General features: G+C 41.8%; 26 protein-coding genes, 3 rRNA genes and 1 other RNA gene. 3 read left to right on the top strand and 27 right to left on the bottom strand.

The genetic code is table 11. The annotated features are described in order from the left end of the window. Positions 1-44 precede the first annotated feature (44 nt). The 21 genes from rsmI to tadA form a co-directional block, all read right to left on the bottom strand. Positions 45-917, bottom strand: coding sequence for a 16S rRNA (cytidine(1402)-2'-O)-methyltransferase (gene rsmI, locus GS400_RS00295; RefSeq protein WP_160098133.1), 873 nt, complete (start codon positions 915-917; stop codon positions 45-47). Next, a complete protein-coding gene (locus GS400_RS00290; RefSeq protein ID WP_160098131.1) occupies positions 914-1,186 on the bottom strand; it encodes a GIY-YIG nuclease family protein in 273 nt (90 codons plus the stop codon). Before GS400_RS00290 ends, rsmI begins: the two co-directional genes overlap by 4 nt. Then, on the bottom strand, positions 1,176-1,919 hold the full coding sequence (locus tag GS400_RS00285) for a tRNA1(Val) (adenine(37)-N6)-methyltransferase (protein WP_160098129.1): 744 nt from the start codon (positions 1,917-1,919) through the stop codon (positions 1,176-1,178). The genes GS400_RS00290 and GS400_RS00285 overlap by 11 nt, the downstream gene beginning before the upstream one ends. 73 nt (positions 1,920-1,992) lie before the next feature. Beyond that, entirely contained in the window at positions 1,993-2,301 is a 309-nt protein-coding gene (gene yabA / locus GS400_RS00280) for a DNA replication initiation control protein YabA (protein ID WP_370519786.1), read from the bottom strand. A 52-nt stretch (positions 2,302-2,353) separates the two neighbouring features. Then, on the bottom strand, positions 2,354-3,181 hold the full coding sequence (locus GS400_RS00275) for a PSP1 domain-containing protein (RefSeq protein WP_160104474.1): 828 nt from the start codon (positions 3,179-3,181) through the stop codon (positions 2,354-2,356). A gap of 5 nt (positions 3,182-3,186) precedes the next feature. Then, a complete protein-coding gene (gene holB / locus GS400_RS00270; RefSeq protein WP_160098127.1) occupies positions 3,187-4,173 on the bottom strand; it encodes a DNA polymerase III subunit delta' in 987 nt (328 codons plus the stop codon). A gap of 13 nt (positions 4,174-4,186) precedes the next feature. Continuing rightward, positions 4,187-4,627: a YaaR family protein gene (locus tag GS400_RS00265; RefSeq protein ID WP_160098125.1), complete on the bottom strand. Its 441-nt coding sequence runs from the start codon at positions 4,625-4,627 to the stop codon at positions 4,187-4,189. A 31-nt stretch (positions 4,628-4,658) separates the two neighbouring features. Continuing rightward, entirely contained in the window at positions 4,659-4,988 is a 330-nt protein-coding gene (locus GS400_RS00260) for a cyclic-di-AMP receptor (RefSeq protein ID WP_160098123.1), read from the bottom strand. A gap of 76 nt (positions 4,989-5,064) precedes the next feature. Next, positions 5,065-5,700, bottom strand: coding sequence for a dTMP kinase (tmk, locus tag GS400_RS00255; protein WP_160098121.1), 636 nt, complete (start codon positions 5,698-5,700; stop codon positions 5,065-5,067). 12 nt (positions 5,701-5,712) lie between these two features. Next, entirely contained in the window at positions 5,713-7,170 is a 1,458-nt protein-coding gene (locus GS400_RS00250) for an aminotransferase class I/II-fold pyridoxal phosphate-dependent enzyme (RefSeq protein WP_160098119.1), read from the bottom strand. A 130-nt stretch (positions 7,171-7,300) separates the two neighbouring features. Continuing rightward, positions 7,301-7,492 (bottom strand): sigma factor G inhibitor Gin, encoded by a 192-nt coding sequence (locus GS400_RS00245; RefSeq protein ID WP_160098117.1) that lies wholly within the window; start codon positions 7,490-7,492, stop codon positions 7,301-7,303. A 180-nt stretch (positions 7,493-7,672) separates the two neighbouring features. Continuing rightward, positions 7,673-7,788, bottom strand: a 5S ribosomal RNA gene (gene rrf / locus GS400_RS00240). A 67-nt stretch (positions 7,789-7,855) separates the two neighbouring features. Continuing rightward, positions 7,856-10,773, bottom strand: a 23S ribosomal RNA gene (locus tag GS400_RS00235). Between the two features lie 183 nt (positions 10,774-10,956). Continuing rightward, positions 10,957-12,519: ribosomal RNA gene (locus GS400_RS00230) — 16S ribosomal RNA — on the bottom strand. Together the 16S, 23S and 5S rRNA genes form the textbook arrangement of a ribosomal RNA operon. 387 nt (positions 12,520-12,906) lie before the next feature. Next, positions 12,907-13,170 (bottom strand): pro-sigmaK processing inhibitor BofA family protein, encoded by a 264-nt coding sequence (locus tag GS400_RS00225; protein ID WP_160098115.1) that lies wholly within the window; start codon positions 13,168-13,170, stop codon positions 12,907-12,909. A gap of 70 nt (positions 13,171-13,240) precedes the next feature. Continuing rightward, the gene (locus GS400_RS00220) at positions 13,241-13,453 is read right to left on the bottom strand and encodes a YaaL family protein (protein ID WP_160098113.1); all 213 of its coding nucleotides are present in this window, start codon (positions 13,451-13,453) and stop codon (positions 13,241-13,243) included. A 17-nt stretch (positions 13,454-13,470) separates the two neighbouring features. Next, positions 13,471-14,067 (bottom strand): recombination mediator RecR, encoded by a 597-nt coding sequence (gene recR / locus GS400_RS00215; RefSeq protein ID WP_027446984.1) that lies wholly within the window; start codon positions 14,065-14,067, stop codon positions 13,471-13,473. 11 nt (positions 14,068-14,078) lie between these two features. After that, positions 14,079-14,399 (bottom strand): YbaB/EbfC family nucleoid-associated protein, encoded by a 321-nt coding sequence (locus tag GS400_RS00210; protein ID WP_027446983.1) that lies wholly within the window; start codon positions 14,397-14,399, stop codon positions 14,079-14,081. A 13-nt stretch (positions 14,400-14,412) separates the two neighbouring features. Continuing rightward, entirely contained in the window at positions 14,413-16,113 is a 1,701-nt protein-coding gene (gene dnaX / locus GS400_RS00205; RefSeq protein WP_160098111.1) for a DNA polymerase III subunit gamma/tau, read from the bottom strand. A 125-nt stretch (positions 16,114-16,238) separates the two neighbouring features. Next, positions 16,239-16,504: signal recognition particle sRNA large type (gene ffs / locus GS400_RS00200), an RNA gene on the bottom strand. 121 nt (positions 16,505-16,625) lie between these two features. Beyond that, entirely contained in the window at positions 16,626-17,093 is a 468-nt protein-coding gene (gene tadA / locus GS400_RS00195; RefSeq protein ID WP_160098109.1) for a tRNA adenosine(34) deaminase TadA, read from the bottom strand. Positions 17,094-17,166: 73 nt separating this feature from the next. Between tadA and GS400_RS00190 the strand changes: the two genes are divergently transcribed. The 3 genes from GS400_RS00190 to GS400_RS00180 all read left to right on the top strand — a co-directional run bounded on the left by GS400_RS00190 (position 17,167) and on the right by GS400_RS00180 (position 18,745). Next, positions 17,167-17,709, top strand: coding sequence for a cysteine hydrolase family protein (locus tag GS400_RS00190; RefSeq protein WP_160098107.1), 543 nt, complete (start codon positions 17,167-17,169; stop codon positions 17,707-17,709). Positions 17,710-17,770: 61 nt separating this feature from the next. Next, positions 17,771-18,073, top strand: a complete 303-nt coding sequence (locus GS400_RS00185; RefSeq protein ID WP_160098105.1) for a LysM peptidoglycan-binding domain-containing protein — start codon at positions 17,771-17,773, stop codon at positions 18,071-18,073. A gap of 78 nt (positions 18,074-18,151) precedes the next feature. Continuing rightward, positions 18,152-18,745, top strand: coding sequence for a DUF421 domain-containing protein (locus GS400_RS00180; RefSeq protein WP_370519727.1), 594 nt, complete (start codon positions 18,152-18,154; stop codon positions 18,743-18,745). Positions 18,746-18,760: 15 nt separating this feature from the next. Here the strand turns inward: GS400_RS00180 and GS400_RS00175 are convergent, their stop codons facing one another. The 6 genes from GS400_RS00175 to acsA all read right to left on the bottom strand — a co-directional run bounded on the left by GS400_RS00175 (position 18,761) and on the right by acsA (position 26,382). Further along, on the bottom strand, positions 18,761-19,525 hold the full coding sequence (locus tag GS400_RS00175) for a DUF3891 family protein (RefSeq protein WP_236561087.1): 765 nt from the start codon (positions 19,523-19,525) through the stop codon (positions 18,761-18,763). A 113-nt stretch (positions 19,526-19,638) separates the two neighbouring features. Beyond that, positions 19,639-20,154, bottom strand: coding sequence for a type 1 glutamine amidotransferase domain-containing protein (locus tag GS400_RS00170; RefSeq protein ID WP_160098099.1), 516 nt, complete (start codon positions 20,152-20,154; stop codon positions 19,639-19,641). A gap of 74 nt (positions 20,155-20,228) precedes the next feature. Continuing rightward, positions 20,229-21,548, bottom strand: a complete 1,320-nt coding sequence (locus tag GS400_RS00165) for a lysine N(6)-hydroxylase/L-ornithine N(5)-oxygenase family protein (RefSeq protein ID WP_160098097.1) — start codon at positions 21,546-21,548, stop codon at positions 20,229-20,231. A gap of 722 nt (positions 21,549-22,270) precedes the next feature. Beyond that, positions 22,271-22,711, bottom strand: coding sequence for an RrF2 family transcriptional regulator (locus GS400_RS00160; RefSeq protein ID WP_160098095.1), 441 nt, complete (start codon positions 22,709-22,711; stop codon positions 22,271-22,273). Positions 22,712-23,086: 375 nt separating this feature from the next. Beyond that, positions 23,087-24,397 carry a lysine N(6)-hydroxylase/L-ornithine N(5)-oxygenase family protein gene (locus tag GS400_RS00155; RefSeq protein WP_160098093.1) on the bottom strand — a complete coding sequence of 437 codons (1,311 nt, stop codon included), beginning with the start codon at positions 24,395-24,397 and terminating at the stop codon, positions 23,087-23,089. 275 nt (positions 24,398-24,672) lie between these two features. After that, positions 24,673-26,382 (bottom strand): acetate--CoA ligase, encoded by a 1,710-nt coding sequence (acsA, locus tag GS400_RS00150; RefSeq protein ID WP_160104473.1) that lies wholly within the window; start codon positions 26,380-26,382, stop codon positions 24,673-24,675. Positions 26,383-26,421 lie beyond the last annotated feature (39 nt).

Raw genomic sequence — 26,421 nt, 5'->3', positions numbered from 1 at the left:
GACAAAACCCTCGCTAAATAGCGAGGGTTTTATTTTTGTCATGATCAAGTGTGATATGCTTGATACACTTCTCTTTTAGGCTTTTTTCTATCTCTCGCTACTTGTTTGATCGCATCTTTAGAGGATTTTCCTTCATCTATATAATGTTCGACATGCTCAATTAATGAGAAAGCTGTCCACCACAATTCCTCATCTTGTGGTTCACTTTCTTCACTACCTTCAACAATTATACAGAACTCTCCACGGATCTCATTTTGTTGTACCCATTCCACAATCTCATCTGCGCTACCACGCACATATTCTTCATATTTCTTCGTAAGCTCACGAGCTATTGCCATCTGTCTATTTCCCATTACTTCGTGAATGCTCTTTACAACTTCCTTGAGACGATGGGGAGATTCATAAAAAATTATCGTCGAGGTCATGCGATATAACCCTTCTAACTCTTCTTTTCGTTCTTTCTTCTTACGAGGTAAAAACCCGTGAAAATAAAAACGGTCTGTGTTTAATCCTGAGCCAACTAATGCACAAAGTGCTGCATTCGCACCTGGGAGAACAATCACATGTATTCCTTCTTGGATTGCACGATTAACAAGTTCGAACCCTGGATCTGAAACACCCGGCATTCCTGCATCACTTACAACCGCTAGCGTTTTACCAGATTGGATCTCCTCGATTAAATAACTTTCCTTTCCTAATTTGTTGTGCTCATGATAACTGACTAATGGAGTATGAAGTTCAAAATGACTCATCAACTTCTTCGTTTGGCGGGTATCTTCAGCGGCAATCATATCCGCATTTTCTAACGTTTTTAATGCTCTATACGTTATATCTTCTAAATTCCCTATGGGTGTAGGCACTATATAGAGCTCCCCTATATCTTGATTTTGGTTTTGATAGCTTTTTTGGATATTCATTTCGAATCCACCTTTTCTTGATATGAGGAAATCATCTGCTCTTTATAGGGACGGTTAAGTTTTTTAATACGATATTCTTCTTGCATCGCCTCTTCCTTCGTTAAGAAAGCTTGTTTATAGACTACTTCAAAAGGACCTCTTCCTCTTGTATATTTTGCCCCTTTACCTTGCTCATGCATGCGAAGTCTTCGATTAAAGTCATTCGTGTAGCCTGTGTAAAGAGATCCATCTTTACATTTAAGGATGTACACCATATGATTAGCTTCCATACAGAACCTCCTTCATTTCATCAGAATATTCTCCGTTCTGTTTATGAATATAAAATGGAGGAAGGATGTTCAGGTCAGGCTTACCATCACGAGCTCCTTCAATTAATAGCATATTCGCATCTCGTCCTTCTTTAGGGTAAACGAATTGGATACGCTTCGGTTCAAGGCGATACTTTCGAAAAAGTGTCATTAAATCGACCAGGCGCTCCGGGCGATGTACGATTGCGACTTTCCCACCTGACTTCGCAAGCTTACTGCAGGATTGAACGACATCCTCCAAGGAACAATAGATTTCATGACGAGCAATAGCTAAATGTTCATTTATATTTTTTTTATCGTCAGCTGGTGTCTGAAAGTAAGGAGGATTACAGGTTACAACATCAAATTTGTTATTGCCATAATAAGAGGGCATATCCTTTAAATCGCCATGAATCATAGAGACCTGTTCACTAAGATTATTTAGCTCCACATTCCGTTTTGCCATATCATATAATCGTTCTTGAATTTCAACCCCAGTTATATGAGCATTCGAGCGACGAGATAAAAATAAAGGAATAACCCCATTTCCTGTGCAGAGATCTAATATTTTTCCTCTCTTAATCGGGAGGTATGCAAATTTTGCTAGCAAAACTGCATCGAGCGAGAAGGCAAATACATTTGAACTTTGAATGACTTGCATATCTTCCTCTGCTAACAAATAATCAATTCGTTCATCATCATATAGTTTAACCACTACTATTTGTCACCTCAATACAAACCTATAAATAAAGCCTTCCCTATAAAATAAGGAAAGGCTGACGTTACGATCATTTCTTTTTATTTAGAAACGAGAGGCAAAACAAGCAATCTTCATCCCTGGGACTCCCAAAATGGAGGTTACAAATATGAAAACCTTCCTCGTATAACCGAGCCAAGTTATCATACCCTTCCCCTACTAATGTTCCCTTTGCTTCTGATTGTTCGGACGTACCTTTTTGTTGCTCTTGCCCGTTTTCGAGACGTTGTCTTAAATGGTGGTTCTCAACCGATAAATGCTGATTCTCCTCTAACAACTCACCTAAATGTTTTTTTAAATCACCTAGCTGTTGATAGAGTTGTCCAATTTGTTCTTCCATATGTGTGACTTGTTCATGTACTTGTTTTTTATTCACGTCTTCATCCACCTCATTATTCTGTGGCCTGAGTCGGTAATGCACCTTCCTCAATGAGTTCGTCTAATGTATATTCTAATACGCGGTCTTTATCTGGAATTTCAATTTGAATAACGCGTTCTAAAATGTTTAAACCAACCACTTTTCCAGTTCCTTGTGGTGTTTTAACATCCTCACCCATGTCAGGTAAGTCACGTTTTGCTGTTTCATAATCATCATTCTCATATTTCAGACAGCACATTAAGCGTCCACATAAACCTGAAATTTTGGCTGGATTTAAGGATAAGTTCTGATCTTTCGCCATTTTTATGGATACAGGCTCAAAGTCGCCTAAGAAGGTTGAACAACACAGCATACGGCCACATGGACCGATTCCACCTAACATTTTCGCCTCGTCACGAACGCCAATTTGGCGCAATTCAATACGTGTTTTGAACACGGAAGCTAAATCTTTAACAAGATTTCGGAAGTCTACACGACCATCAGCTGTAAAGTAAAAGATTACTTTATTGCGGTCAAATGTGTATTCAACATCTACTAGCTTCATATCTAGTTTGTGCTCAGAAATTTTCTTGGCACAAACATCAAATGCTTCCTGGGCATTTTGCTTATTCTCAGAAACCGTTAATTTATCTTTTTCATCCGCTTTACGAATGACTTTTTTGAGTGGCAGGACAATATCCTCTTCTTCTACTTGTTTTTGAGCGATTACCACTTTTCCGAACTCAATGCCTCGTACGGTTTCAACGATGACATAGTCAGAATCCGTTATTTGGTAATCATCTGGGTCAAAATAGTATATCTTTCCTGCCTGCTTGAATCTTACACCAACTACTTCAACCATCGTGATCACCTCTGTATTTGAAGCAAGAGTTGTTCCATCACTAGGGTTGGATGAACATTGGAAAATAACTTCCGTTTTGCCTCTAGGATATGGGTTAAAGCATCACGTGCATGCTGCTTTGACCATTTATAGGAACTAGCCTGAAGCCGTTCCCTTTCTTTAATATAAACAATCGATGACTCATGACCCACATGTTCGTAAACAAGGTCCTTATACCATAGCATAAGCAAATCAAGTCCCATGTTCAATGAATCACGGTCTTTAAAATGAGTCATCCAATGATTATGGATAAATAAGAAGGCTTCACTGGGTTTGTCTTGAAGCACTTCAATTAATTGTATCACTAACTTTCGAGCCTTCGCAAACCACTCATCGTTACTCAACTCAATCGCTTCTTCCAAATTATTCGTTATAGCACTCATCAAACGAGCAGAAGACTCTGGAATCCCTTCATCTATGAGCTTCTGTGTAAATTGATGAGGATTCAAAGGTTGAAAGGCCATGACCTGACAACGTGAACGAATGGTATCCAGTAGCGACTGCCCATTCTCAGTTAGGAGCATAGCTACTGTTTGACGACTTGGCTCTTCTAAAAACTTTAAAAGACGATTGGATGCGTTCACCGTCATCGTGTCAGCATCTTCAACAATATAGACTTTTTGATTTGATTCCAACCCTGTATAAGTAAATTCTTTTTGAAGGTGAAGAATTTGTTCTTTTTTGATGGACTGTCCTTCAGGTTGTATAACATGAACATCAGGGTGATTTCCTGATTCGATTCTGTTACAGTCTTTACAAGAGTGACAAGGCTCAACTCCATCCCGATAGGCACAGAAAAAGCTCTTGGCAAAAAGTAGACTCATCTCCATTTTCCCTGTTCCGCGTGAACCTTGAAACAGATAGGCATGAGAGATCCGATCTTTCTTGATGCTATTCATGAGCATTTTCGTCACATTTGGTTGGATATCTGCCATGCTGGTCCAAGTTTGCATGTATGTCACGACCTTACGTATATAAGTTCACTAATAGTCCTTTAACTTCTCCGATGATTCCTAACACATCAATGGATTTTGTTTCTTGTTGAAGGACAGCATCTGTAAGCTCATTAAGCTTCTCATCCACAGAGCGTACTAATGTTAGCTTACGATTTTCTCCCTCCATACTCCAGCTATGAGACTGTTTTAGGTCCATTCCGTATTGCACGGATTCTTCTACAAATGACTTCACAAGTCTTTTGTAGCGAGCTAAATCTTTAAATGAGCGAAAACGGGCAACCTTTTCTCCTTGCTTCGTAATATCAGTCATAAGACGTTTCAGCTCTTCTTCCCGCATCTTATTCGATTGAGTCTGGACTAAAGAGTCAAAGCCTTTTCCATTCGCTGTGGTCGGTCTAGTATGTTGTTGGGTGGATTCAAGTTGTGAACGCAGCTCCTGACCGATCTTCATCTTGTGATCTTCCTTTCCATCGCCTTATTCATTAAAATTGAAAAAAGGATTCAACAGGTAGGATAAACACCGTAGCTCCACCCACTTCAACTTTAACAGGCTTTGGAATATAGGAGTCAGCGTTACCTCCCATTGGAGAAATAGGTGCTACCATTTGCTCTCGTTGACTACAGTTATCTTTAATGATGTTTAACACATCATCAACTTTGTCATCTTCACAACCAATCATTAATGTTGTGTTTCCTGCCTTTAAAAACCCTCCAGAAGTCGAAAGCTTTGTGGTTTTAAAATTTTGATCGGCTAATGCATCGGTTAACCGGTTACTATCTTTATCCTGAATAATAGCAACAACCATTTTCATCGACATGGTCCTCCTCTTAATTGAAAGACATTTATTTTCTATTATAACAAGAAATCGCCAAGTTACGAATGGTGGATTATGATTGGGAGTGAATCCATTGCTTCATTCGAGTAGTGACATCCTCTAATACGTGATCAAATGATTGATCAGCATTTACAACTGAAATACGTTCAGGAAACTTTTCAATCAACTTTTGATAAGCTTCATATACTGTATGGTGAAATTGGAGATTCTCAAGATCAAGCCGATTTTGTTCTCGACCTTTATTTTGCTCTATGCGTTCTAACCCTCTTTCAGGTGTGATATCAAAAAACAATGTAGCATCTGGCATACAACCTTCAATGGCGAACTTATTGATCTCATATACTTCATCTATACCTAACCCTCTAGCATACCCCTGATAAGCAAGACTACTATCTACAAAACGATCACAAAGTACAATTTTCCCTTCATCAAGTGCTGGTAATACCTTTTCAACAAGGTGTTGTCTTCTAGCAGCTGCATAAAGAAGAGCTTCGGTACGCCCATCCATGGCTGTATGTGATGGATTTAATATAATGTGTCTTATTTTTTCAGCAATATCAATCCCACCTGGCTCTCTTGTGGCAAGGACATCGTATCCCTCATCCATTAAAGTTTTAGCCAGTTTCTTAAGGATAGAGGATTTTCCTGCACCTTCTCCACCCTCAAATGTAATAAAAAGACCTTTCACGATGATTCTCCTTTACTCTATATAAATGTGAATACCCTCTTGTATGTTAGACTCTTGAGTTTGAATGTGAACATCCTTTTCCAGTATCTGTTTCACTTGATTAATCTGGAAAGGCTGAATACGCTCTCCTTTCATTATAAGCGGAATCCCTGGTGGATAAGGGATAACGGAATAACTAGCAATCTTTCCCTCCACCTCTGACCATGGCAGAAAAGTGGGTTGCATTCGATCTAAGGCTAGGTAAGAATAGGCGAGCTTTTGGTACCTTGGTTGTTCCACATGTATAACACCTTGTTCTATTGTAGCATGTGCTTCTAAGTGGGTAGCACTACAATTTGAATAAACATTTTGCAAATGTGCTTTTAAAGATGAAATGCTAACTGTTGGTTCTAGACCTAGTAGAAGTAAAATTTGATTGTCCGTTACTAACTCTGGATAGATTCCTTCTTTCTCAAGAAGTTGTGATACAAGCCTAGCACCGTAGGTTTTCTTCACTTGTAATGTGACTTTAAAAGGGTCATCAATTCCGGGTTCAGAAGGAAGTACCTCCCACAATGGATAAGATTGAAGCACTTCTCTTATTTCTTTTACATACTCAAAAGAATTTGCTAATTCCTCTTGAGTAAAGGTAGCTAAATAACATCTTGCTATATCAAGAGAGGCCATAATAGGATAAGAGGGTGAACTAGATTGAAACATCTGTAGATACGTAGAGATTTTCTGCTTCTCAATCCTATTACTTCCTATATGTAAGTATGCTCCCATAGTCATTGCAGGCGACATTTTGTGAGCGGACTGCACGACAACATCAGCTCCTAAATGAAGTGATGAAGGAGGCACAGGTTCTCCTAAAGAAAAATGTACACCATGCGCTTCATCTATTAATACAGGAACACTTTTATCATGAGCGTGTTCGATCATAGATTTAAGGTCATACGCTCTCCCATAATAGTCTGGATAAGTTAAGATTAAGCCAGCAGCATCCGGAAATTCTCTCAGGGCCTCTTCAACCTGTTGACTTGAGACAGGTCCATATCGACCTGTCTCTTGCTCGAAGATTGGGTGTAGAAAAACTGGATGGGCACCAGATAGTTCTAAGGCATGGATAATTGATTTATGACAATTCCGTTGAACCAAAAACGGCTTTCCCTCTTGATAAGTTGCCCGAATCATTGCAAGATTGCCCGCTGTACTACCACCAATTAAGAAAAATGAATGTTTGGAACCAAAATAGGTGGATAGTAAATCTTGAGCTTCTTTAATCGACTCTTCTGGATGGTGTAGATCATCTAACCCTGTTATTTCAGTTAGGTCAATTTCTAAAATACCTCGGAAGTGTTTTTCTGCTTTACTTGGGAGGATCGAACCACTTTTGTGACCAGGCACATGAAAAGAATATGGTTTTCGTTGACTATGTTGAACTAATGCATCATATAAAGGGGTCTCATGTTGATTCGGTCGCTCGTACATATCTGAAATTCCTCTTTTCCGATTTCATTTGTTGTTCTATTCTATCATCGTAATAAGGAAATAGGTAGATTTATGACAAGTTATCATATAAACAAGAAAAAAACCGAACATATCGGTCCGGAATCATAGTCTATGAATATTGTGTTGTTTGATTAATGGATCTCATTTTTTTTAAAAAGTAATGATACTTTTGTTCACTTGGCTCTGTCTGTATAATTTCTTTCTCACATTCATTACAAATAAACATGTTATATAAATGAATCCCATGATCTTTCTCTGTATCACAAATGCCACACATCTTACATTTATTTTCCTCGCTCATCAATAACACCTCCGTTACAATAGTCTCTCCTAATCTAACGGAAAATATACAATGAATCTTTGAAAAAATTTAAGATCTTTTAAAAGATTCGTATGGAAGATCATTCTTATTTACGTTTACGGCTCTTTAATTCTGCACACAAAAAAACCAGAAGAACGAATTCTTCTGGTTTTCAAATGTGCTTGGCGGCGTCCTACTCTTGCGGGGGCGAAACCCCGACTACCATTGGCGCTGAAGAGCTTAACTTCTGTGTTCGGCATGGGAACAGGTGTGACCTCTTCGCCAAAGCCACCAAACCTATGTAGTTGAAGGATATACCTTCAAAACTAGATAAGAGACATCATAACGTTTTTTTCAATAGAGATAGATAAGTCCTCGATCGATTAGTATCAGTCAGCTGCACGTGTCACCACGCTTCCACCTCTGACCTATCAACCTTGTCGTCTACAAGGGATCTTACTCACTTGAAGTGATGGGAAATTTCATCTCGAGGGGGGCTTCATGCTTAGATGCTTTCAGCACTTATCCCGTCCACACGTAGCTACCCAGCTGTGCTCCTGGCGGAACAACTGGTGCACCAGCGGTGTGTCCATCCCGGTCCTCTCGTACTAAGGACAGCTCCTCTCAAATTTCCAACGCCCACGACGGATAGGGACCGAACTGTCTCACGACGTTCTGAACCCAGCTCGCGTACCGCTTTAATGGGCGAACAGCCCAACCCTTGGGACCGACTACAGCCCCAGGATGCGATGAGCCGACATCGAGGTGCCAAACCTCCCCGTCGATGTGGACTCTTGGGGGAGATAAGCCTGTTATCCCCGGGGTAGCTTTTATCCGTTGAGCGACGGCCCTTCCATTCGGTACCGCCGGATCACTAAGCCCGACTTTCGTCCCTGCTCGACTTGTAGGTCTCGCAGTCAAGCTCCCTTGTGCCTTTGCACTCTGCGAATGATTTCCAACCATTCTGAGGGAACCTTTGGGCGCCTCCGTTACTTTTTGGGAGGCGACCGCCCCAGTCAAACTGCCCACCTGACACTGTCTCCGGGCCGGATCACGGCCCTGGGTTAGAATGTCAGTACAGCCAGGGTAGTATCCCACCAATGCCTCCACCGAAGCTGGCGCTCCGGTTTCCAAGGCTCCTACCTATCCTGTACAAGCTGTACCAACATTCAATATCAGGCTACAGTAAAGCTCCACGGGGTCTTTCCGTCCAGTCGCGGGTAATGCGCATCTTCACGCATAGTATAATTTCACCGGGTCTCTTGTTGAGACAGTGCCCAAATCGTTGCACCTTTCGTGCGGGTCGGAACTTACCCGACAAGGAATTTCGCTACCTTAGGACCGTTATAGTTACGGCCGCCGTTTACTGGGGCTTCGATTCAAAGCTTCGCGAGAAGCTAACTCATCCTCTTAACCTTCCAGCACCGGGCAGGTGTCAGCCCCTATACTTCACCTTACGGTTTCGCAGAGACCTGTGTTTTTGCTAAACAGTCGTTTGGGCCTTTTCACTGCGGCTCCTCCTTATGAAGGAGCACCCCTTCTCCCGAAGTTACGGGGTCATTTTGCCGAGTTCCTTAACAAGAGTTCTCCCGATCACCTTAGGATACTCTCCTCGTCTACCTGTGTCGGTTTGCGGTACGGGCACCACTTTCCTCGCTAGAGGCTTTTCTTGGCAGTGTGAAATCAGGGACTTCGGTACTATAGTTCCCTCCCCATCACAGCTTGTGTTTGATGCACGGATTTGCCTATGCATCACACTCACTGCTTGGGCGCGCACATCCAATGGCGCGCTTCCCTTATCCTACTGCGTCCCCCCGTTGCTCAAACGGAAAGGAGGTGGTACAGGAATATCAACCTGTTATCCATCGCCTACGCCTTTCGGCCTCGGCTTAGGTCCCGACTAACCCTGAGCGGACGAGCCTTCCTCAGGAAACCTTAGACTTACGGTGGAAGAGATTCTCACTCTTCTTTCGCTACTCATACCGGCATTCTCACTTCTAAGCGCTCCACCAGTCCTCACGGTCTGACTTCACAGCACTTAGAACGCTCTCCTACCATTGTTCAAAGAACAATCCGCAGCTTCGGTGGTATGTTTAGCCCCGGTACATTTTCGGCGCAGAGTCACTCGACCAGTGAGCTATTACGCACTCTTTAAATGATGGCTGCTTCTAAGCCAACATCCTGGTTGTCTAAGCAACTCCACATCCTTTTCCACTTAACATACACTTAGGGACCTTAGCTGGCGGTCTGGGCTGTTTCCCTTTCGACTATGGACCTTATCACTCATAGTCTGACTCCCAAAGATAAGTCGATGGCATTCGGAGTTTGACTGAATTCGGTAACCCGATGAGGGCCCCTAGTCCAATCAGTGCTCTACCTCCATGACTCTCACTTTGAGGCTAGCCCTAAAGCTATTTCGGAGAGAACCAGCTATCTCCGTGTTCGATTGGCATTTCACCGCTACCCACACCTCATCCCCGCACTTTTCAACGTGCGTGGGTTCGGGCCTCCAGCCAGTGTTACCTGGCCTTCACCCTGGACATGGGTAGATCACACGGTTTCGGGTCTACGACCACATACTCAAATCGCCCTATTCAGACTCGCTTTCGCTGCGGCTCCGTTTCTTCAACTTAACCTTGCATGGGATCGTAACTCGCCGGTCCATTCTACAAAAGGTACGCCGTCACCCATTAACGGGCTCCGACTACTTGTAGGCACACGGTTTCAGGTTCTATTTCACTCCCCTCCCGGGGTGCTTTTCACCTTTCCCTCACGGTACTGGTTCACTATCGGTCACTAGGGAGTATTTAGCCTTGGGAGATGGTCCTCCCGGATTCCGACGGAATTACACGTGTTCCGCCGTACTCAGGATCCACTCCGGAGGGAACAAGATTTTGATTACAGGGCCGTTACCTTCTTTGGCTGATCATTCCAGATCGATTCATCTATCTTGTTCCTTGGTAACTCCAAAGGAGTGTCCTACAACCCCAGAGAGCAAGCTCTCTGGTTTGGGCTAATTCCGTTTCGCTCGCCGCTACTCAGGAAATCGCGTTTGCTTTCTCTTCCTCCGGGTACTGAGATGTTTCAGTTCCCCGGGTCTGCCTTTCTTAACCTATGAATTCAGTTAAGAATACCGCCCCATTACGGGCGGTGGGTTTCCCCATTCGGAAATCTCCGGATCGTAGCCTACTTACGGCTAACCGAAGCATATCGGTGTTTGTCCCGTCCTTCATCAGCTCCTAGTGCCAAGGCATCCACCGTGCGCCCTTATTCACTTAACTATCTCAGTTGCCAGATGAGCGAATATCATCTGGTGTGAATGAAAAAATTGCGTTGGTTTGATGTCTAATTCTTATCTAGTTTTCAAGGTACATGACTTTGAGGAATTTGATTCCTCAAAACCGAACGAAACGAAGCATGTTACGTGAACGCAGTAAAACTGCGTTTTCCGTAGTTATCCTTAGAAAGGAGGTGATCCAGCCGCACCTTCCGATACGGCTACCTTGTTACGACTTCACCCCAATCATTGGCCCCACCTTCGGCGGCTGGCTCCAAAAAGGTTACCTCACCGACTTCGGGTGTTGCCAACTCTCGTGGTGTGACGGGCGGTGTGTACAAGGCCCGGGAACGTATTCACCGCAGTATGCTGACCTGCGATTACTAGCGATTCCGGCTTCATACAGGCGAGTTGCAGCCTGCAATCCGAACTGAGAATGGTTTTTTGAGATTTGCTTGACCTCGCGGTCTCGCTGCCCTCTGTACCATCCATTGTAGCACGTGTGTAGCCCAGGTCATAAGGGGCATGATGATTTGACGTCATCCCCGCCTTCCTCCGGTTTGTCACCGGCAGTCACCTTAGAGTGCCCAACTGAATGCTGGCAACTAAGATTAGGGGTTGCGCTCGTTGCGGGACTTAACCCAACATCTCACGACACGAGCTGACGACAACCATGCACCACCTGTCATTCCGTCCCCGAAGGGAACTCCCTATCTCTAGGGATAGCGGAAGATGTCAAGACCTGGTAAGGTTCTTCGCGTTGCTTCGAATTAAACCACATGCTCCACCGCTTGTGCGGGCCCCCGTCAATTCTTTTGAGTTTCAGCCTTGCGGCCGTACTCCCCAGGCGGAGTGCTTAATGCGTTAACTTCAGCACTAAGGGGCGGAAACCCCCTAACACCTAGCACTCAACGTTTACGGCGTGGACTACCAGGGTATCTAATCCTGTTTGCTACCCACGCTTTCGCGCCTCAGCGTCAGTTACAGACCAGAGAGCCGCCTTCGCCACTGGTGTTCCTCCACATATCTACGCATTTCACCGCTACACGTGGAATTCCGCTCTCCTCTTCTGTACTCAAGTTCCCCAGTTTCCAATGGCCCTCCACAGTTGAGCTGTGGGCTTTCACATCAGACTTAAGGAACCGCCTGCGCGCGCTTTACGCCCAATAATTCCGGACAACGCTTGCCACCTACGTATTACCGCGGCTGCTGGCACGTAGTTAGCCGTGGCTTTCTGGTTAGGTACCGTCAAGGTACCAGCATTTCCTCTGGTACTTGTTCTTCCCTAACAACAGAACTTTACGATCCGAAGACCTTCATCGTTCACGCGGCGTTGCTCCGTCAGACTTTCGTCCATTGCGGAAGATTCCCTACTGCTGCCTCCCGTAGGAGTCTGGGCCGTGTCTCAGTCCCAGTGTGGCCGATCACCCTCTCAGGTCGGCTACGCATCGTTGCCTTGGTAAGCCGTTACCTTACCAACTAGCTAATGCGCCGCGGGTCCATCTGAAAGTGACGGCAAAAGCCGCCTTTTACGTTAGAACCATGCGGTTCCAACGATTATTCGGTATTAGCCCCGGTTTCCCGGGGTTATCCCGATCTCTTAGGTAGGTTACCCACGTGTTACTCACCCGTCCGCCGCTCGATCCACAACAATCACCCCGAAGGGATCATGTTGTTTCACGCGCTCGACTTGCATGTATTAGGCACGCCGCCAGCGTTCGTCCTGAGCCAAGATCAAACTCTCCATAAGAGTTCGCCTTTGCATCAAAATGATGTCTGGCTTTTAAAATAAAAAAGTAATTCATTGACGTAACATGTCGTTTCGTTCAGTTTTCAAGGATCAAATAGTGTTTCTTTTATTTCGTCGCCTTAAAACAGCGACTCAATTAATATATCATCTGTCCGAAAGAGAGTCAATAACTTTTTTGAAAAAAGTTTATTTGATTTGTTTCTTTCGAATGTTTTGCGTTGCCGCTCTCAATGCGACAATTAATAATGTACCACGCACACAAATCGTATGCAATAGAAAAAAAGCATTTTTTATTATTTTTTTGTGATTCCCATGAAAAAAGGTAAGGAAACAAGACTCCCTACCCTAACAAGATTATATGTTTTTTACTAGAGGATTCAAGTGTACCTATAAAACAAAAAGATGAATGGCTACGAGAGAAGCTAAACCTGGTAAACCTAGAAAACCCGAAATCAAAGCTGTGAACACATTAATAGGAATGTGTAATCCCATTGAAGCTCCGAAAACGTTAAAGAAGAAAATAAACAACACACCAATGACGACTTTTACTGCCCCATTAGCCAAAAACTTCATAGGTTTTAACGGTGCTCCAGCTATTAACAGTATTCCAATAAGAAGTACAATAGAAATAACGATAATTGTTGAGCTCAAACAAAACCCTCCTTTGCTTGTCCTTTTGATGTATTCTATGAACAAACAAGGAGGAAAAGAACTTCTATTGTTATCGGGCACTTATGTTTCGATTGCGCGCCTCTCTTAATAGATAAAAATATTTACATTCTGCTATTGCAAGATCATTTGCACCGGTAGAACTCATATCGACGCTGTGTTTCATGATCTTCCTCAGGGTTGCTACCTCTTCTTTTAGACGTTGAAGGTCTTGAAGAAGCCTTTTATCATATTCTTCTTTTTTCACTTTTTTCTTACCAAACATTTTGGAAACACCTACTTCTATAGTTCCCTTCTACCTTCTAGGGCTTTGGATAAGGTTACTTCATCAGCGTATTCAAGGTCTCCACCTACAGGGAGTCCATGAGCAATTCGTGAAATACGGATTCCAGCAGGTTTTACTAACCGTGAAATATACATAGCTGTTGCTTCCCCTTCAATGTTTGGGTTAGTTGCAACAATAAGCTCTTCAACCCCCTCGTCTTTCAGGCGGTTAATTAGGCTTGATATATTAATATCCTCTGGACCTACACCATCCATTGGTGATATAGCTCCATGTAACACGTGATATCGACCACTGAAATCTTTCATCTTTTCCATAGCAATAACGTCTTTTGGATCTTGAACTACACAGATAACTGAGCTATCACGTTCTTCATCCTGACAAATCGCACAAGGGTCCTGGTCGGTAATATGACCACAAGTTGAACAGTGTGTGAGTTCACGTTTAGCATTTACGAGCGATTTTGCAAAATCCAGTACATCGTCTTCTTCCATCTCTAACACAAAAAAAGCCAGGCGCGCAGCCGTCTTTGGGCCTATCCCTGGCAATTTTGTAAAACTATCGATTAATTTGGAAATAGGTTCTGGATAATACATTCAACTACCCCCTACATTCCAGGGATATTCATCCCTTTAGTGAATTGTCCCATTGTATCGTTTGTTTTATCTTCTACTTGCTTAATAACATCATTTGTTGCAGTAAGGATAAGGTCTTGAAGCATATCTACATCATCAGGGTCTACAACGTCTTCTTGAATTTCAACGTCTGTAATTTGTTTTTTACCATTTGCAACTACCTTAACCATTCCGCCACCTGCAGTGGATTCAAACGTCATTTCGTGAAGTTCTTCTTGAGCTTTCTCCATCTTCTTTTGCATCTTTTGCATTTGTTTCATCATATTATTCATGTTTCCCATACCACCCTTCATGGCAGTACCTCCTTTATTCTTCTTGGATTTCTAATAAATCTTCGCCAACAAGCTTACGTGCCTCTGCAATAAGTGGGTCTTCTTGAGGCTCAGCCTCTTCACCCTCTTGAGATTGTTCCTGATGACGTTGTTTTTGTACATATTCTTCTCTTAACTCTTGCCAATTATCTTCAGGAATTGGGATGATTTGAACCTCTTTCCCTAGATGATCAGCTAATAACTGTTGAATGACCTCTTGGTTTTCAAGAGCTAATGAGCAATGAATTTCATATTTAAACGATAACACAATAGCATGGTCCGATGCAGCGCGAGGTTTACTATTCATTAATCGCGCATGTGCAGGTGGACTGTTTTGCTTCAAGGATTCCATAAAGCTAGCCCACTGTGTTTGGACAGCTTTTAAATCTTGTTTCGAAGCTTCATTCAATACATGTCGTATGCGTTCATAAGGAACCTTATACTGATTTCTTCTCGTTCTTTGCTGCGGACGTTTCTGCTCTGGCTGTGATTGTGTCGCATTTGCAGGTGCTTGTTGTATGTTTGAAAGCTTCTTCTCTAGCTCATCCACTTTTTTCTGTAGCTTTTGTACAGATTCAGGTTCGATCGCCACTTGAGAATTCGCTGGTGCTGATTGAATATCACAAATGTTTAACATAGCAATTTCAATGAAAACCTTCGGACTTGTTGTCCATTTCATTTCCTGCTGACACTGATTTAATGTAGAGATCGTTTGTTGGATCCAATTCGGTTGCAATTCTGAACTGAGTTGCTTAAACGCATCATCTGGGATAGCTCGTTCCAAAATCCCCTCTAAACCAGGCGCACTTTGAAAGAGTAAAAGATCTCGCAAGTAATAAATTAAATCAAAGATGAAACGTCCCGGATCTTTCCCTTCTTGAATGAGGGAATCGACAAACTGTAAGGCTTCTTTCACTTCATTTTGTTGTAATGCCTGAACGACACCTGCTAGCTTTTGTTGAGAAACCGATCCAGTTACAGCTAGAACATCTTCTATCGTAACTTGTTCTTCACTATAGGAGATCGCTTGGTCCAACAAGCTTAAGGAGTCCCTCATACCACCTTCAGCTGAAAGAGCTACAGCTTCAAGGGCATCTTTCGAAACAGGGATACTTTCTTCCTGGGCGATATACTCCATTCGCTCGACCATTGAACGTTGTGAAATCCGTTTGAAATCAAAGCGCTGACATCGAGAAATAATCGTTAGCGGAATTTTATGCGGTTCTGTCGTTGCAAGAATGAATATCACATGTTTAGGTGGTTCTTCTAACGTTTTCAATAATGCGTTAAAAGCCCCAATCGAAAGCATATGCACCTCATCGACAATGTAAACCTTGTATTGTACTGCACTTGGAGCGTATTTAACCTTGTCACGAATATCACGAATTTGTTCTACGCCGTTGTTAGAGGCTGCATCAATTTCAATGACATCAGAAACGGAACCATCTTGAATACCAACACAAGCTGAACACTCATTACAAGGTTCCTTAGCAGGTCCACGCTCACAGTTAACAGCTTTTGAAAAGATCTTTGCCGCACTTGTTTTCCCTGTTCCTCGAGGTCCTGAGAACAAATAGGCATGAGAAAACTTTTCTTGTACGATCGCATTTTGAAGTGTACGCGTGATATGTGATTGTCCGACAACATCAGAAAAGTTTCTTGGTCGCCATACGCGATATAACGCCTGATAACTCATTGTCCTCGTTCTCCTTTTTGGTTTCTTCCTAATTATACCGAAAAAAAGCCTTGGTTTTCAAAAAATCTTTTACTTATATAAAAGAAAAACTCACCTTAAACAGGTGAGTTGATTTTATGTATGAGCCGTGCACCCACCTTCGATGAGGTGGCCCCAAGCGTTACTCAAGGTCATGGCTCGACCCAGGCGACCCTGCAACACATCAGAATGACCGCTTACTGCTGCTTCCTTCCGGACCTGACAGGGTTTACGGGTTCCGATTGTGCAGGACCCAGGTGTCAACACCAATCGCTTAAGGCAGGCCTTGAGGCCACCCCACCTTGGGCGGGGATTCGGCCTCGCTATAGCGGATTGCGAGTACAGGGCACCGCTACCTCCCCGCTTAGCACGGCAAGACTGTTATCAAATTTGTTTTGCCCATCTCTATCGATGTGCAATACCTAGTATAGCGACTGTAGATTAAAAATGCAATATCAAATGCTTGTTAATGTTTGTAAACACTTCATCATTTATCATTTGTAACGCTTTTTTTCTTCTCTTAGCTTACGGAAGAAGGTTTTCAGCATGTAACTACACTGTTCATGTAGAACTTCTGGAATCACTTCGGACTGGTGATTAAATCGTTCATCACCCAGGAGGTTCATTAGCGAGCCGGTACAGCCAGCTTTGGGATCATATGCTCCAAATACAACAGTCGATATTCTAGACTGCAAAATAGCCCCTGCACACATAGGGCACGGTTCAAGGGTAACATAAAGTGTACATTCCTCTAAACGCCAACTTCCTATCACCTCATTAGCTCGTTCGATAGCAATAAACTCAGCATGGGACGAAGTTTTTTGACTAGACTCCCTTAAATTATGTCCCGTAGCAATGACCTCTCCATCTTTTATGATTACAGCTCCAATGGGAACTTCTCCTATTTCTTCTGCTTTTTTAGCTTCTTTAATCGCCAATTCCATAAATTCTTCATGACTCATGGTATCACTTCACTTCATTCAGGGTTTAAATTCTTTCAACGTGAAATACTACTATTTGAAAGGAGACATCCTTATGCATCCTCCAAACCAAACTGCAGTATTAATTGTGGATATGATCAACGACTTTCAGTTTTCGCATGGAGAAACTTTATTATCTGAATCGAAAAAAATACTTCCTAATATTATTCAATTAAAACAGTATGCGAGCGATCGTCATTTTCCTATTATATATATAAATGATCATTATAATCTTTGGCAAGCTGATTTACAACGCATCTACAATAAGTGTCTTCATGACCAAAACCAAGAACTTCTTGACCAAATTGTTCCACATGAAACAGATTACTTTCTTATTAAACCAAAACACTCTGCTTTTCATCAAACTGCCCTACAAGCTTTGTTATCTGAACTCGGTATAAAGCACCTCATTATCACAGGAATCGCCGGTAACATTTGTGTTCTGTTCACAGCTAATGATGCTTATATGAGAGAATACTCATTATCTGTGCCACAAGACGGCATTGCATCAAATGATGCACAGGACAATGCTTATGCGCTTAAAATGATGGAGAATGTACTTAAAGCAGATATAACGCCTATATCACACTTTTCATAACATACTACCTCTCCCTATCTCATAAGTTTATACGAGAAACAACTTATGAGGGGGGAGTCATGTGCAAATTCACGTTGTAAAAAATGGGGAGAGTGTTTACAGTATCGCAAACAAATATAGCGTTAAAATGGATGAAATTATTGTGGCCAACAAAATAGAAGAACCAGCATTTTTAGTGGATGGACAAGCTATTATTATTCCAGTAAGTGGGGAGTATTATTTCGTAAAAGATGGTGATAGCTTAGAGTCAATTGCTCAACAATTCTGCCTTACAGCTCAAGAACTTGCAGAAATTAATGAGTTCCCGATCGTTGATTCTCCGCCTGTAGGCTTAAGGTTATATATCCCTTCGCAATTTGAATAGGTGATAACTGAATCTAATGTTTAAAAGATACTTTTTATCACATCATAAGGTTAGCTTAAAACAGGAGGCCTTATGAATATGGTAATACTCAAATCTCTTGTGATGGTCTTAGCCGGTGTGTTCTTACTCCGCATAGCAGGTAGAAAATCCATCTCTCAAATGTCCCTTGCACAAACCGTTATCATGATCTCAATCGGGTCGATTATTATTCAACCTATCATTGAAACGAGCATCGTCCGTACACTCATTGCTTCTGCTGTTTTTATATTCGCCCTCATGGTCATGGAAGAGTTACAAATCAAGTCTAATAAGATGGAGAAATTCCTTACAGGGAAATCTCGTATTGTCATAAAAAATGGCATTATTCAAGAGGACCAACTTCGGAAGCTCCGGCTTTCGGTTGATCAGTTGGAAATGTTTATACGTCAGCAGGGAATTACACATTTCTCTGATATTAAAACCGTAACAATTGAACCAAATGGACAGATGGGCTATGAATTACAAGAGGATGCTAAACCTTTAACCATTGGAGAATTTAAAAAACTTGTTCATCCATCCATGTTAAAACAGCCATCTGCCTTTTCCTCTCAAACCAATCAGCCTTATCCACAAAATATATTTCAAGAAATTCAAAGCAACAAAGAAGAGAATCCAGGAAAGCCGCTTCAATAATTCTGAAGGGGCTTTTTATTTAGGAACAAACGTTATTGTACGGTTATGAAGTACACTTTCCTTCCAAGCTTGCTGTAACCCTTCCTCCTTAATTCGCTCTGGACTTAACTCACGAAAGGGTATATCTACTTGAAAGGAAGATTGAAATGGGAATGGTTCTAATACCACAGTGCTTTTTCCATTCCAATAAGCAATCACCCCATCCGGCGCGAATTTGAAACGCTGGGGAAATCCATCTCGAAACCAGGATAATTCCTCTTCTTTCGTTACCCCAGGCTCATTCATACAACAATATAAAGAAAGGTCATCACAAAATTGAAGAAGGTCAAAATGAAAGTTCAAATGCTTATCTTCAACCCTATCCCCCAACTCATTTTTCAACCTCTTCTGTCGCGCTTCTTCTTCATTAATAAAGGATTGGATACTCTCATCCTCGGACGCTTCAGGAAAAAAGGAACGATAATGTAGACTGCATAACAAGCCTCCATATTTCGATCGTATTTCCACCTGTTCTACACCCTCTTGATAGCGAGCCATCTTCTCTTTCATTGGATAATCAATAAAAGAATATGGCTGTTGTTTATCCTCATTCCACTTTGGATGCTGATCAAGAGGAATCCAAGCACGGTCATGTTGTGCAACGGCATATTCCACTTGTTCTCGTTTATGCTCTCCTAAAAATGCATCAAATCGCCAATGCATGGCCATGATACCAGAAACCAAAGCGTGGTGATGCTGCTCGAATAAAAACATGCCTTTTTCCGTATTTAATACGATCATGAATGTCACCTCTCTTCCTATTTCTCTTTCTTCTTACAACTTTCCTTCATTCACTATAAAAACAAAGCCCAACCCTCTATAACGAGAGCTGGGCTGATATCCATTGTTTAACCTTACTGGCCTAGTACCTTAAGAGATTCATTGATAAACGCTGGGATATCATCTGGCTGTCGGCTTGTCACTAATTGATTTCCACATACAACAACCTCTTGGTCTTTATAGTTCACACCAGCATACTCCATATCAACAGCAATAGAGGTGAACCCTGTAGCTGTTCTTCCTTCCAATGCCTTTGCAGTAATGAGAAGTTGTGGTCCGTGACAGATTGCAAAGACAGGTTTTCTTTCATCCATGAAGTGCTTCGCAAATTTCACGAAACGTTCATCAGCACGCAATTGGTCTGGGGAGAAACCACCCGGGATGAATAATGCATCAAAGTTTTCAGGTTTCACATCGTCAATACCTTTATCAACGGTTTCTTCAGCATCCCCTTGTTTCCCTACAACTTTCGTTCCTGCTTCTTTTTCAATCGTTACGACCTCATTGCCAGCGTCCCGAAATGCATTTGCTGGTTCTGTGTATTCTACATCTTCAAAAAGATTTGTCATTAAGCAAGCGATCTTACTCATTTCATCATCTCCTTAAAAATCTTAATACATTTTGGGTCATTCCCGATGAATGTATTTGTAAACTTTCAGGTGTGTTAATCCTTATCTTCCATACGGAATTGTTGAAAGATCGTATCATGGCCCTCTTCATAAACAGGACGCCCTGCCATATAATTAATCATTTTTACATTACGGTTCACTGAAAGCCCTAAGTTATTCGCTCCCGTACCATGAGCATGAGAGATATTGGTGGTGGTAAAAATCTCATTTGCACGTTCATCTTGAAAAGTGATTTGGCAGTCTTTTGATACTTTGAAATGCTTCTCGCTCTCCCAAATGACCTCATCCTTAAATCGGTCCATAAACCAATCAGGGATGTTAGGCTTGTATCCCGTAGCAAGTACAACTTTTTCAGTGTCATAGGTGAATGTTTCATCTTTTTGCCATTGATGACACGTTAAAGAATACCTGTGATCTTGTTTGCGCTCAATTCCTTTAACCTCCGTAATCGGTTGAATAGTCACCCTCTTCTCTTTTCCACCTACTGTTCTTTGATAGAGAAGATCATAAATCTCACTAAGAGTGGACGGGTCTACACCATTTTGTAATGTATGAAGTTTCGGCAACGTGTTCATACGTTGTTCATAAGACAATGATTGAAAATAATTCACATAGTCTGGTGAGAAAAACTCTTGCGGTAGCTTTGCTGTATCCAACTGAAAGATACCCGCAGACCTTGTGAACCAACTTATATAAAAGTCATGTTCTTGTTGTTCGTGTAATAAATCCGTGACAATTTCAGCTGCACTCTGACCAGAACCGATTACGGTAATGTGATTGGATTTAAGAAGATGATCTTTTTCATAAAGATAACGGCTTGTGTGAACCACATCTTCATTAGGAAGATCTTTTACATTGTCGAATACCAGCGGCTTACTGCCTGTTCCAAGTACAACATGTTTCGCATAATAAAAATGTTTTTCATCTTTTTCTTTATCCAAAACAACAACTTTATAGCACCGCTCCCCCTCATACTCAACATCAATTACATCAATCACTCTACAACCAAAGTGCAGTGCCTCAAGCTGATCTGCTACCCATTGAAGATAATCATTATATTCAGGTCTTGGCACTTCTAATTTTTGAAAAAAGAAAAAAGGATACATCCGACCCTGTTTATGTAAGTAATTTAGAAAGGAATATGGACTCGTCGGATCAGCAAACGTTACCAAATCCGCCATGAAGGGTACTTGTAGATCTGTACCTTCTATTAACATTCCAGGATGCCATTGCATACGTGGTGTTTCATCAAAAAATAACGCATCAAGAGTATCTGCACGATCTGTTAAAGCCGCTAAACTTAAATTAAAAGGACCAATCCCTACAGCAATAAAGTCATGTATCTTATTATTCATTCTCCGCACTTCCTTTTAAAAGGTTCTTTATTATGTTCCCTCAAAACCGGAAGAATAAAACAAACTCATGTTTTCAAATTGAAAATGCATTTTTAGTTTAAACTAATCCTCCATAAAGCCCCCTTATCTGGAAGACTTGGAATTGAGATAATGTGCGTATGGTTCCGTTGCTTTTGTGCAGATCGGCGGGCTGTGGAACGGGTTGCTTTCCCCGGAAGACCGATCGAGCTTCCTCGTCACTTCGTTCCTGCGGGATCTCGCTCGCCCTTTCTACCGGAGGAGTCAACCCGTTCCACAGCCCACCTTAGCCGAATGAAGATTAACGGAACCGCCTTAGTTCTGGGATGAGGTGTTCTGATTCCAGGTAGTATAATCCTATCTTGACAAAGCTCTGAACAACTTCTCTGAATATGATTTCCAACCAATATGAGGTGGGAAATTCAAATTATGGTCCGTTAGTTTCCATAATCGCGTGGAGGGAAGGAAACGGCAAACTGTCGTGGTAGAAAAGGCAAGACGAGACCCCGCAGGAACGAGGAGGCTCGGCTTGTCTTCCACAACAGGCTTGCCGTTTCACTGACCGCAACAAATTACTCAACAGCAACGGACGCCTCTCAGTGTCAAGTCTTCAACAATCCTGCCAGATTGTTGAACAAAAAAAGCATGATACTCAACAAAAAAGAGTGAAGCCACATGACTTCACTCTTCTCCAGAAAATGATCCTACTCACCAATTCCCATAAGACTACTCACTTCTTCGGTATTCATTAGAACATCATAGAGACTATACTTATCGAGCTCCTGCAAAAACAAAGTTAAAGCATCATTAAAAATATGAGTTAACGCATAGCCTGTGTTCAACCCACAGTCGTGCTCACTTTTCCCTAACCACTCCACAAGCGTAAAGTCATCCTCCATATTTCTCACAACGTGCCCTACGTTAATATCTACAGGTTCTATAGCTAGACGCATGCCTCCACCACGCCCACGAATTGTATCAATCAGTCCTAGCTTTGATAGTTCGTGTACAATTTTACTTAGATGATTTTGAGATATACCAAAAGAATCCGAAATCTCTTTTATTGAGGAAAGCTCTCCGTCTTCTTTAGAACCTACATAGACAAGTACGCGTAAGGAATAATCGGTATATTTTTTCAAACGCATATAACGTCCCCTTTTTTGCGTGCAAATTCCATTTTTACTATATCATAATAACAATAATACGTCACAACAACTTTACAAATATAGAAAATTTCTTAGCGTTCATACCACGAAAAGAAGTTGGTTATTTTATCAATATAAAAGATGCATAGTGAAGTAACCTTTTTTACAGTATTTCGGTATATCCCCCTTATTGTTGTAGGTCGTAGTAAAATTTCTAGTTAAAAGATTCTAGGTAAAAAAGCATGCACTGGGAAATGCCTTTCCTTAATAAGAAAAGCTCCAGCACTCATTTAGCAACGATGGGCGCTGGAGCTAGTCATTTATGATTTACATCTTTCTATTACTTATTAAAAAAGAGAGGAAATCCTCTCTTTTTTAACGGACTTGAAATGATTGAAATATACTTTTCTTCGGAAGAGAATATACATCTCTCCCCAATAAATGATTAATGATCACTTTATTACGATGAACAGCTAGTCCTAGGTTTGTGGAACCAACACCATGAGTATGAGAAATGCCACTGTGAACATAAATTTCATTTGGAGTCGACTCTGATGTTTCAAGGCGATAGTCAGCTTCAACTTTATAGCGCCCTTCCTCATCCCACTGTAAATAAGAACCTAGGTCATGAATGAACTCGGGTACATTTGGACGATAACCTGTTGCCATTATGACAACATCACTTTCATGAGTGAAGCGGTCATCAGATTGCCATTGGCGACACTCAAGTGTGTATCCACCATCCTCGTTTGGCTTGATATCATTTAACTCCGATAGTACTTGGAGTCCAACATCCGACTCTTCATGACCAACAGAATACTCATATAATAAATTATAGATGTCTGTTATGGTGTGATTGCTAATGCCTTTATAATATAAGCCTTGGGTAGCAAATATCTCATCTTTCTTCTCCTGAGGAAGACTATAGAAATAGTTTACATAATCAGGTGAAAAATGCTCAAGGTTTAGCTTCGATTCCTCCATGGAGGCAAAACCAGGAGAACGTGTAATCCAATCTAGTCTATAACCACAATCACGTTGTTCTTTTAATAACTCTCGGAAGGTCTCCGCTGCACTCTGACCAGAACCTACAACCGTAATGGATTTTGCTTCACGACAACGTTCCTGATGCTCTATGAATTGTGATGTGTGGAAGACATCATTTGAAGGTAAGTCTTGAGCGGAACCAGGCATCGTAGGTGATGTGCCTGTTCCTAAGATCAAATGACGTGAGTGGTATGTCTTTATTTCTTCCGTTTCTAGGTCCAGCACTTCGACCTCAAAGTAGGATTCATCTCCCTCAACATGACCTACATTCGTCACTCTCTTACCAAAACGACAGCTTTCTAATTGCCCCGCTACCCACTGACAATAGTCATTGTATTCACGACGAGGAATATCTAGACGCTGTAAGAAATAAAATTGATACATGCGATCATGCTCACTTATATAATTTAAAAAGCTATAATGACTTTTTGGATTTGCCATTGTAACCAAGTCAGCTAAAAATGGCACCTGCATTTTGGTTCCTTCAATTAACATCCCAGGGTGCCAATCGAATTTAGGTGTCTGCTCAAAAAATAGCGTATCTACTTCTTCTTGCTCATCTAATAGAGCAGCCAAGCTAAGATTAAATGGACCTACGCCAACCCCGATCAGATCATACATGTTCTTCTGTTGTTCCATTATTTCACTTCCCCTAATGTTTTCGCTGTGTCGATTTCTACAATAATCGTACCACAATGTTATGAAAACCTTAACATTAGCGGAGTGAAGGGATAAAGGGCGAGCGAGATCCCGCAGGAACGTAGTGACGAGGAAGCTCGATCGGTCTTCCGGGGAAAGCAACCCGTTCCACAGCCCGCTGAACTGCATAAACGTAACGGAACCATATTACTGAATAACGAAATAAGAAAAAGACTACTAGCTCAGGGGCCAGTAGTCTTTCTTTTTTAACTCAATTATTCTTCTAATGTTGATGTGTCACCTGTTGGAAGACCAAGCTCCCATGACTTAAGAAGACGACGCATAATTTTACCACTACGTGTTTTTGGAATCGTATCGGCAACTTCAATCTCACGTGGAGCTGCATGGGCACTTAAGCCTTTTTTCACGTATTGACGAATATCTTCAAGTAATTCATCAGATTTATTATATCCATCGTTTAACGTGATGAATGCCTTAATAATTTCTCCGCGCTCAGGATCAGGCTTTCCGATAACTCCTGCTTCAGCTACAGCCTCATGTTCAATTAATTTAGATTCAACTTCAAACGGTCCTACGCGCTCACCAGATGTATTGATTACATCATCCAAACGACCCTGGAACCAGAAGTAACCTTCTTCATCCTTATAAGCACTGTCTCCAGAAACGTACCAACCGTTTAGGAAATAGCTCTCATACTTTTCAGGACGCTTCCAGATTGCACGCATCATAGATGGCCAAGGCGCTTTAATAGCTAAGTTCCCCATTTGATTAGGAGGAAGTTCATTTCCTTCATTATCAATGATAGAAGCTGTGATTCCCGGGAATGGTTTACCCATTGAACCTGGCTTCATATCAAGCGCTGGGTAGTTACAAATGAGCTGTGCACCTGTTTCCGTCATCCACCATGTATCATGGATACGTAGTTTGAAGGCATCCATTCCCCATGCAATAACCTCAGGGTTTAGCGGCTCACCAACACTTAGGATATGGCGAAGGTTTGAAATATCAAATGGCTTCACAGCATCTCCTCCAGCACTCATTAACTTACGGAAAGCGGTTGGAGCAGAATACCAAACGGTAACCTTATAATCCTGAAGGGTTTTATACCAGTTTTCAGGACTGAAGCGTCCACCAACAATAACGTTTGTTACACCATTTAACCATGGACCGAAAATACCGTAACTTGTTCCAGTTACCCAGCCCGGATCTGCTGTACACCAATAGATATCATCTTTTTGAAGGTCAAGGACCCACTTAGCAGTTTGGTAATGCTGTAACATGGCATTATGAACATGATAAACCCCTTTTGGTTTACCTGTGGAACCAGACGTATAGTGGAGAAGCATACCATCTTCTAAATCCACCCACTCAATATCAAAACTCTTAGATGCCTGCTCCATTTCCTTATAAAAATCAATATGATCACTTGAATTTGTGTCCCCAACAAGAACAATTTTCTCAAGATTTGGAAGTTCACCTACTGGAACGCGATCTAATAATTCAGGTGTAGTGATGAGCATTTTTGCTTCACTATCTTCTAAACGATCACGAACAGCTTGTTCCATAAAGGCTTCAAAAAGTGGTCCTGCAATTGCGCCGACCTTTAGAATTCCAAGGAAGGACATGTAGAATTCCGGACTGCGTGGCATGAATAGAAAGACGCGGTCGCCTTTTTCAATATCATGCTTCTTTAGAACGTTCGCAAACTGGTTACTTTTTTGCTTTAACTCAGAGAAAGTAAGTTTTTCTTCACGATCAGGTGCCGTATAGATAAGGGCTGTTTGATCAGCTTTTTTTGGATTCTCAGCATGTCGGTCAATTGTTTCGTAAGCGATATTCACCTTACCAGAGTCATACCAGCTGAACTCCTTCTTCACTTCTTCCCAGTTAAAATTTTTGTACATTTCTTCGTAGTTTTCTAGGTTGTAGTTTCCTGCCATTGTTTCGATGCGTTGCATATTCATCAGATCACCTCGTCCATAAAGATTGTAAACGATTTCAGA

Origin of the sequence: Pontibacillus sp. HMF3514 (assembly GCF_009858175.1) — a bacterium.
Classification (GTDB): Bacteria; Bacillota; Bacilli; order Bacillales; family BH030062; genus Pontibacillus.
This window is presented reverse-complemented; position numbering and strand designations above follow the sequence as displayed.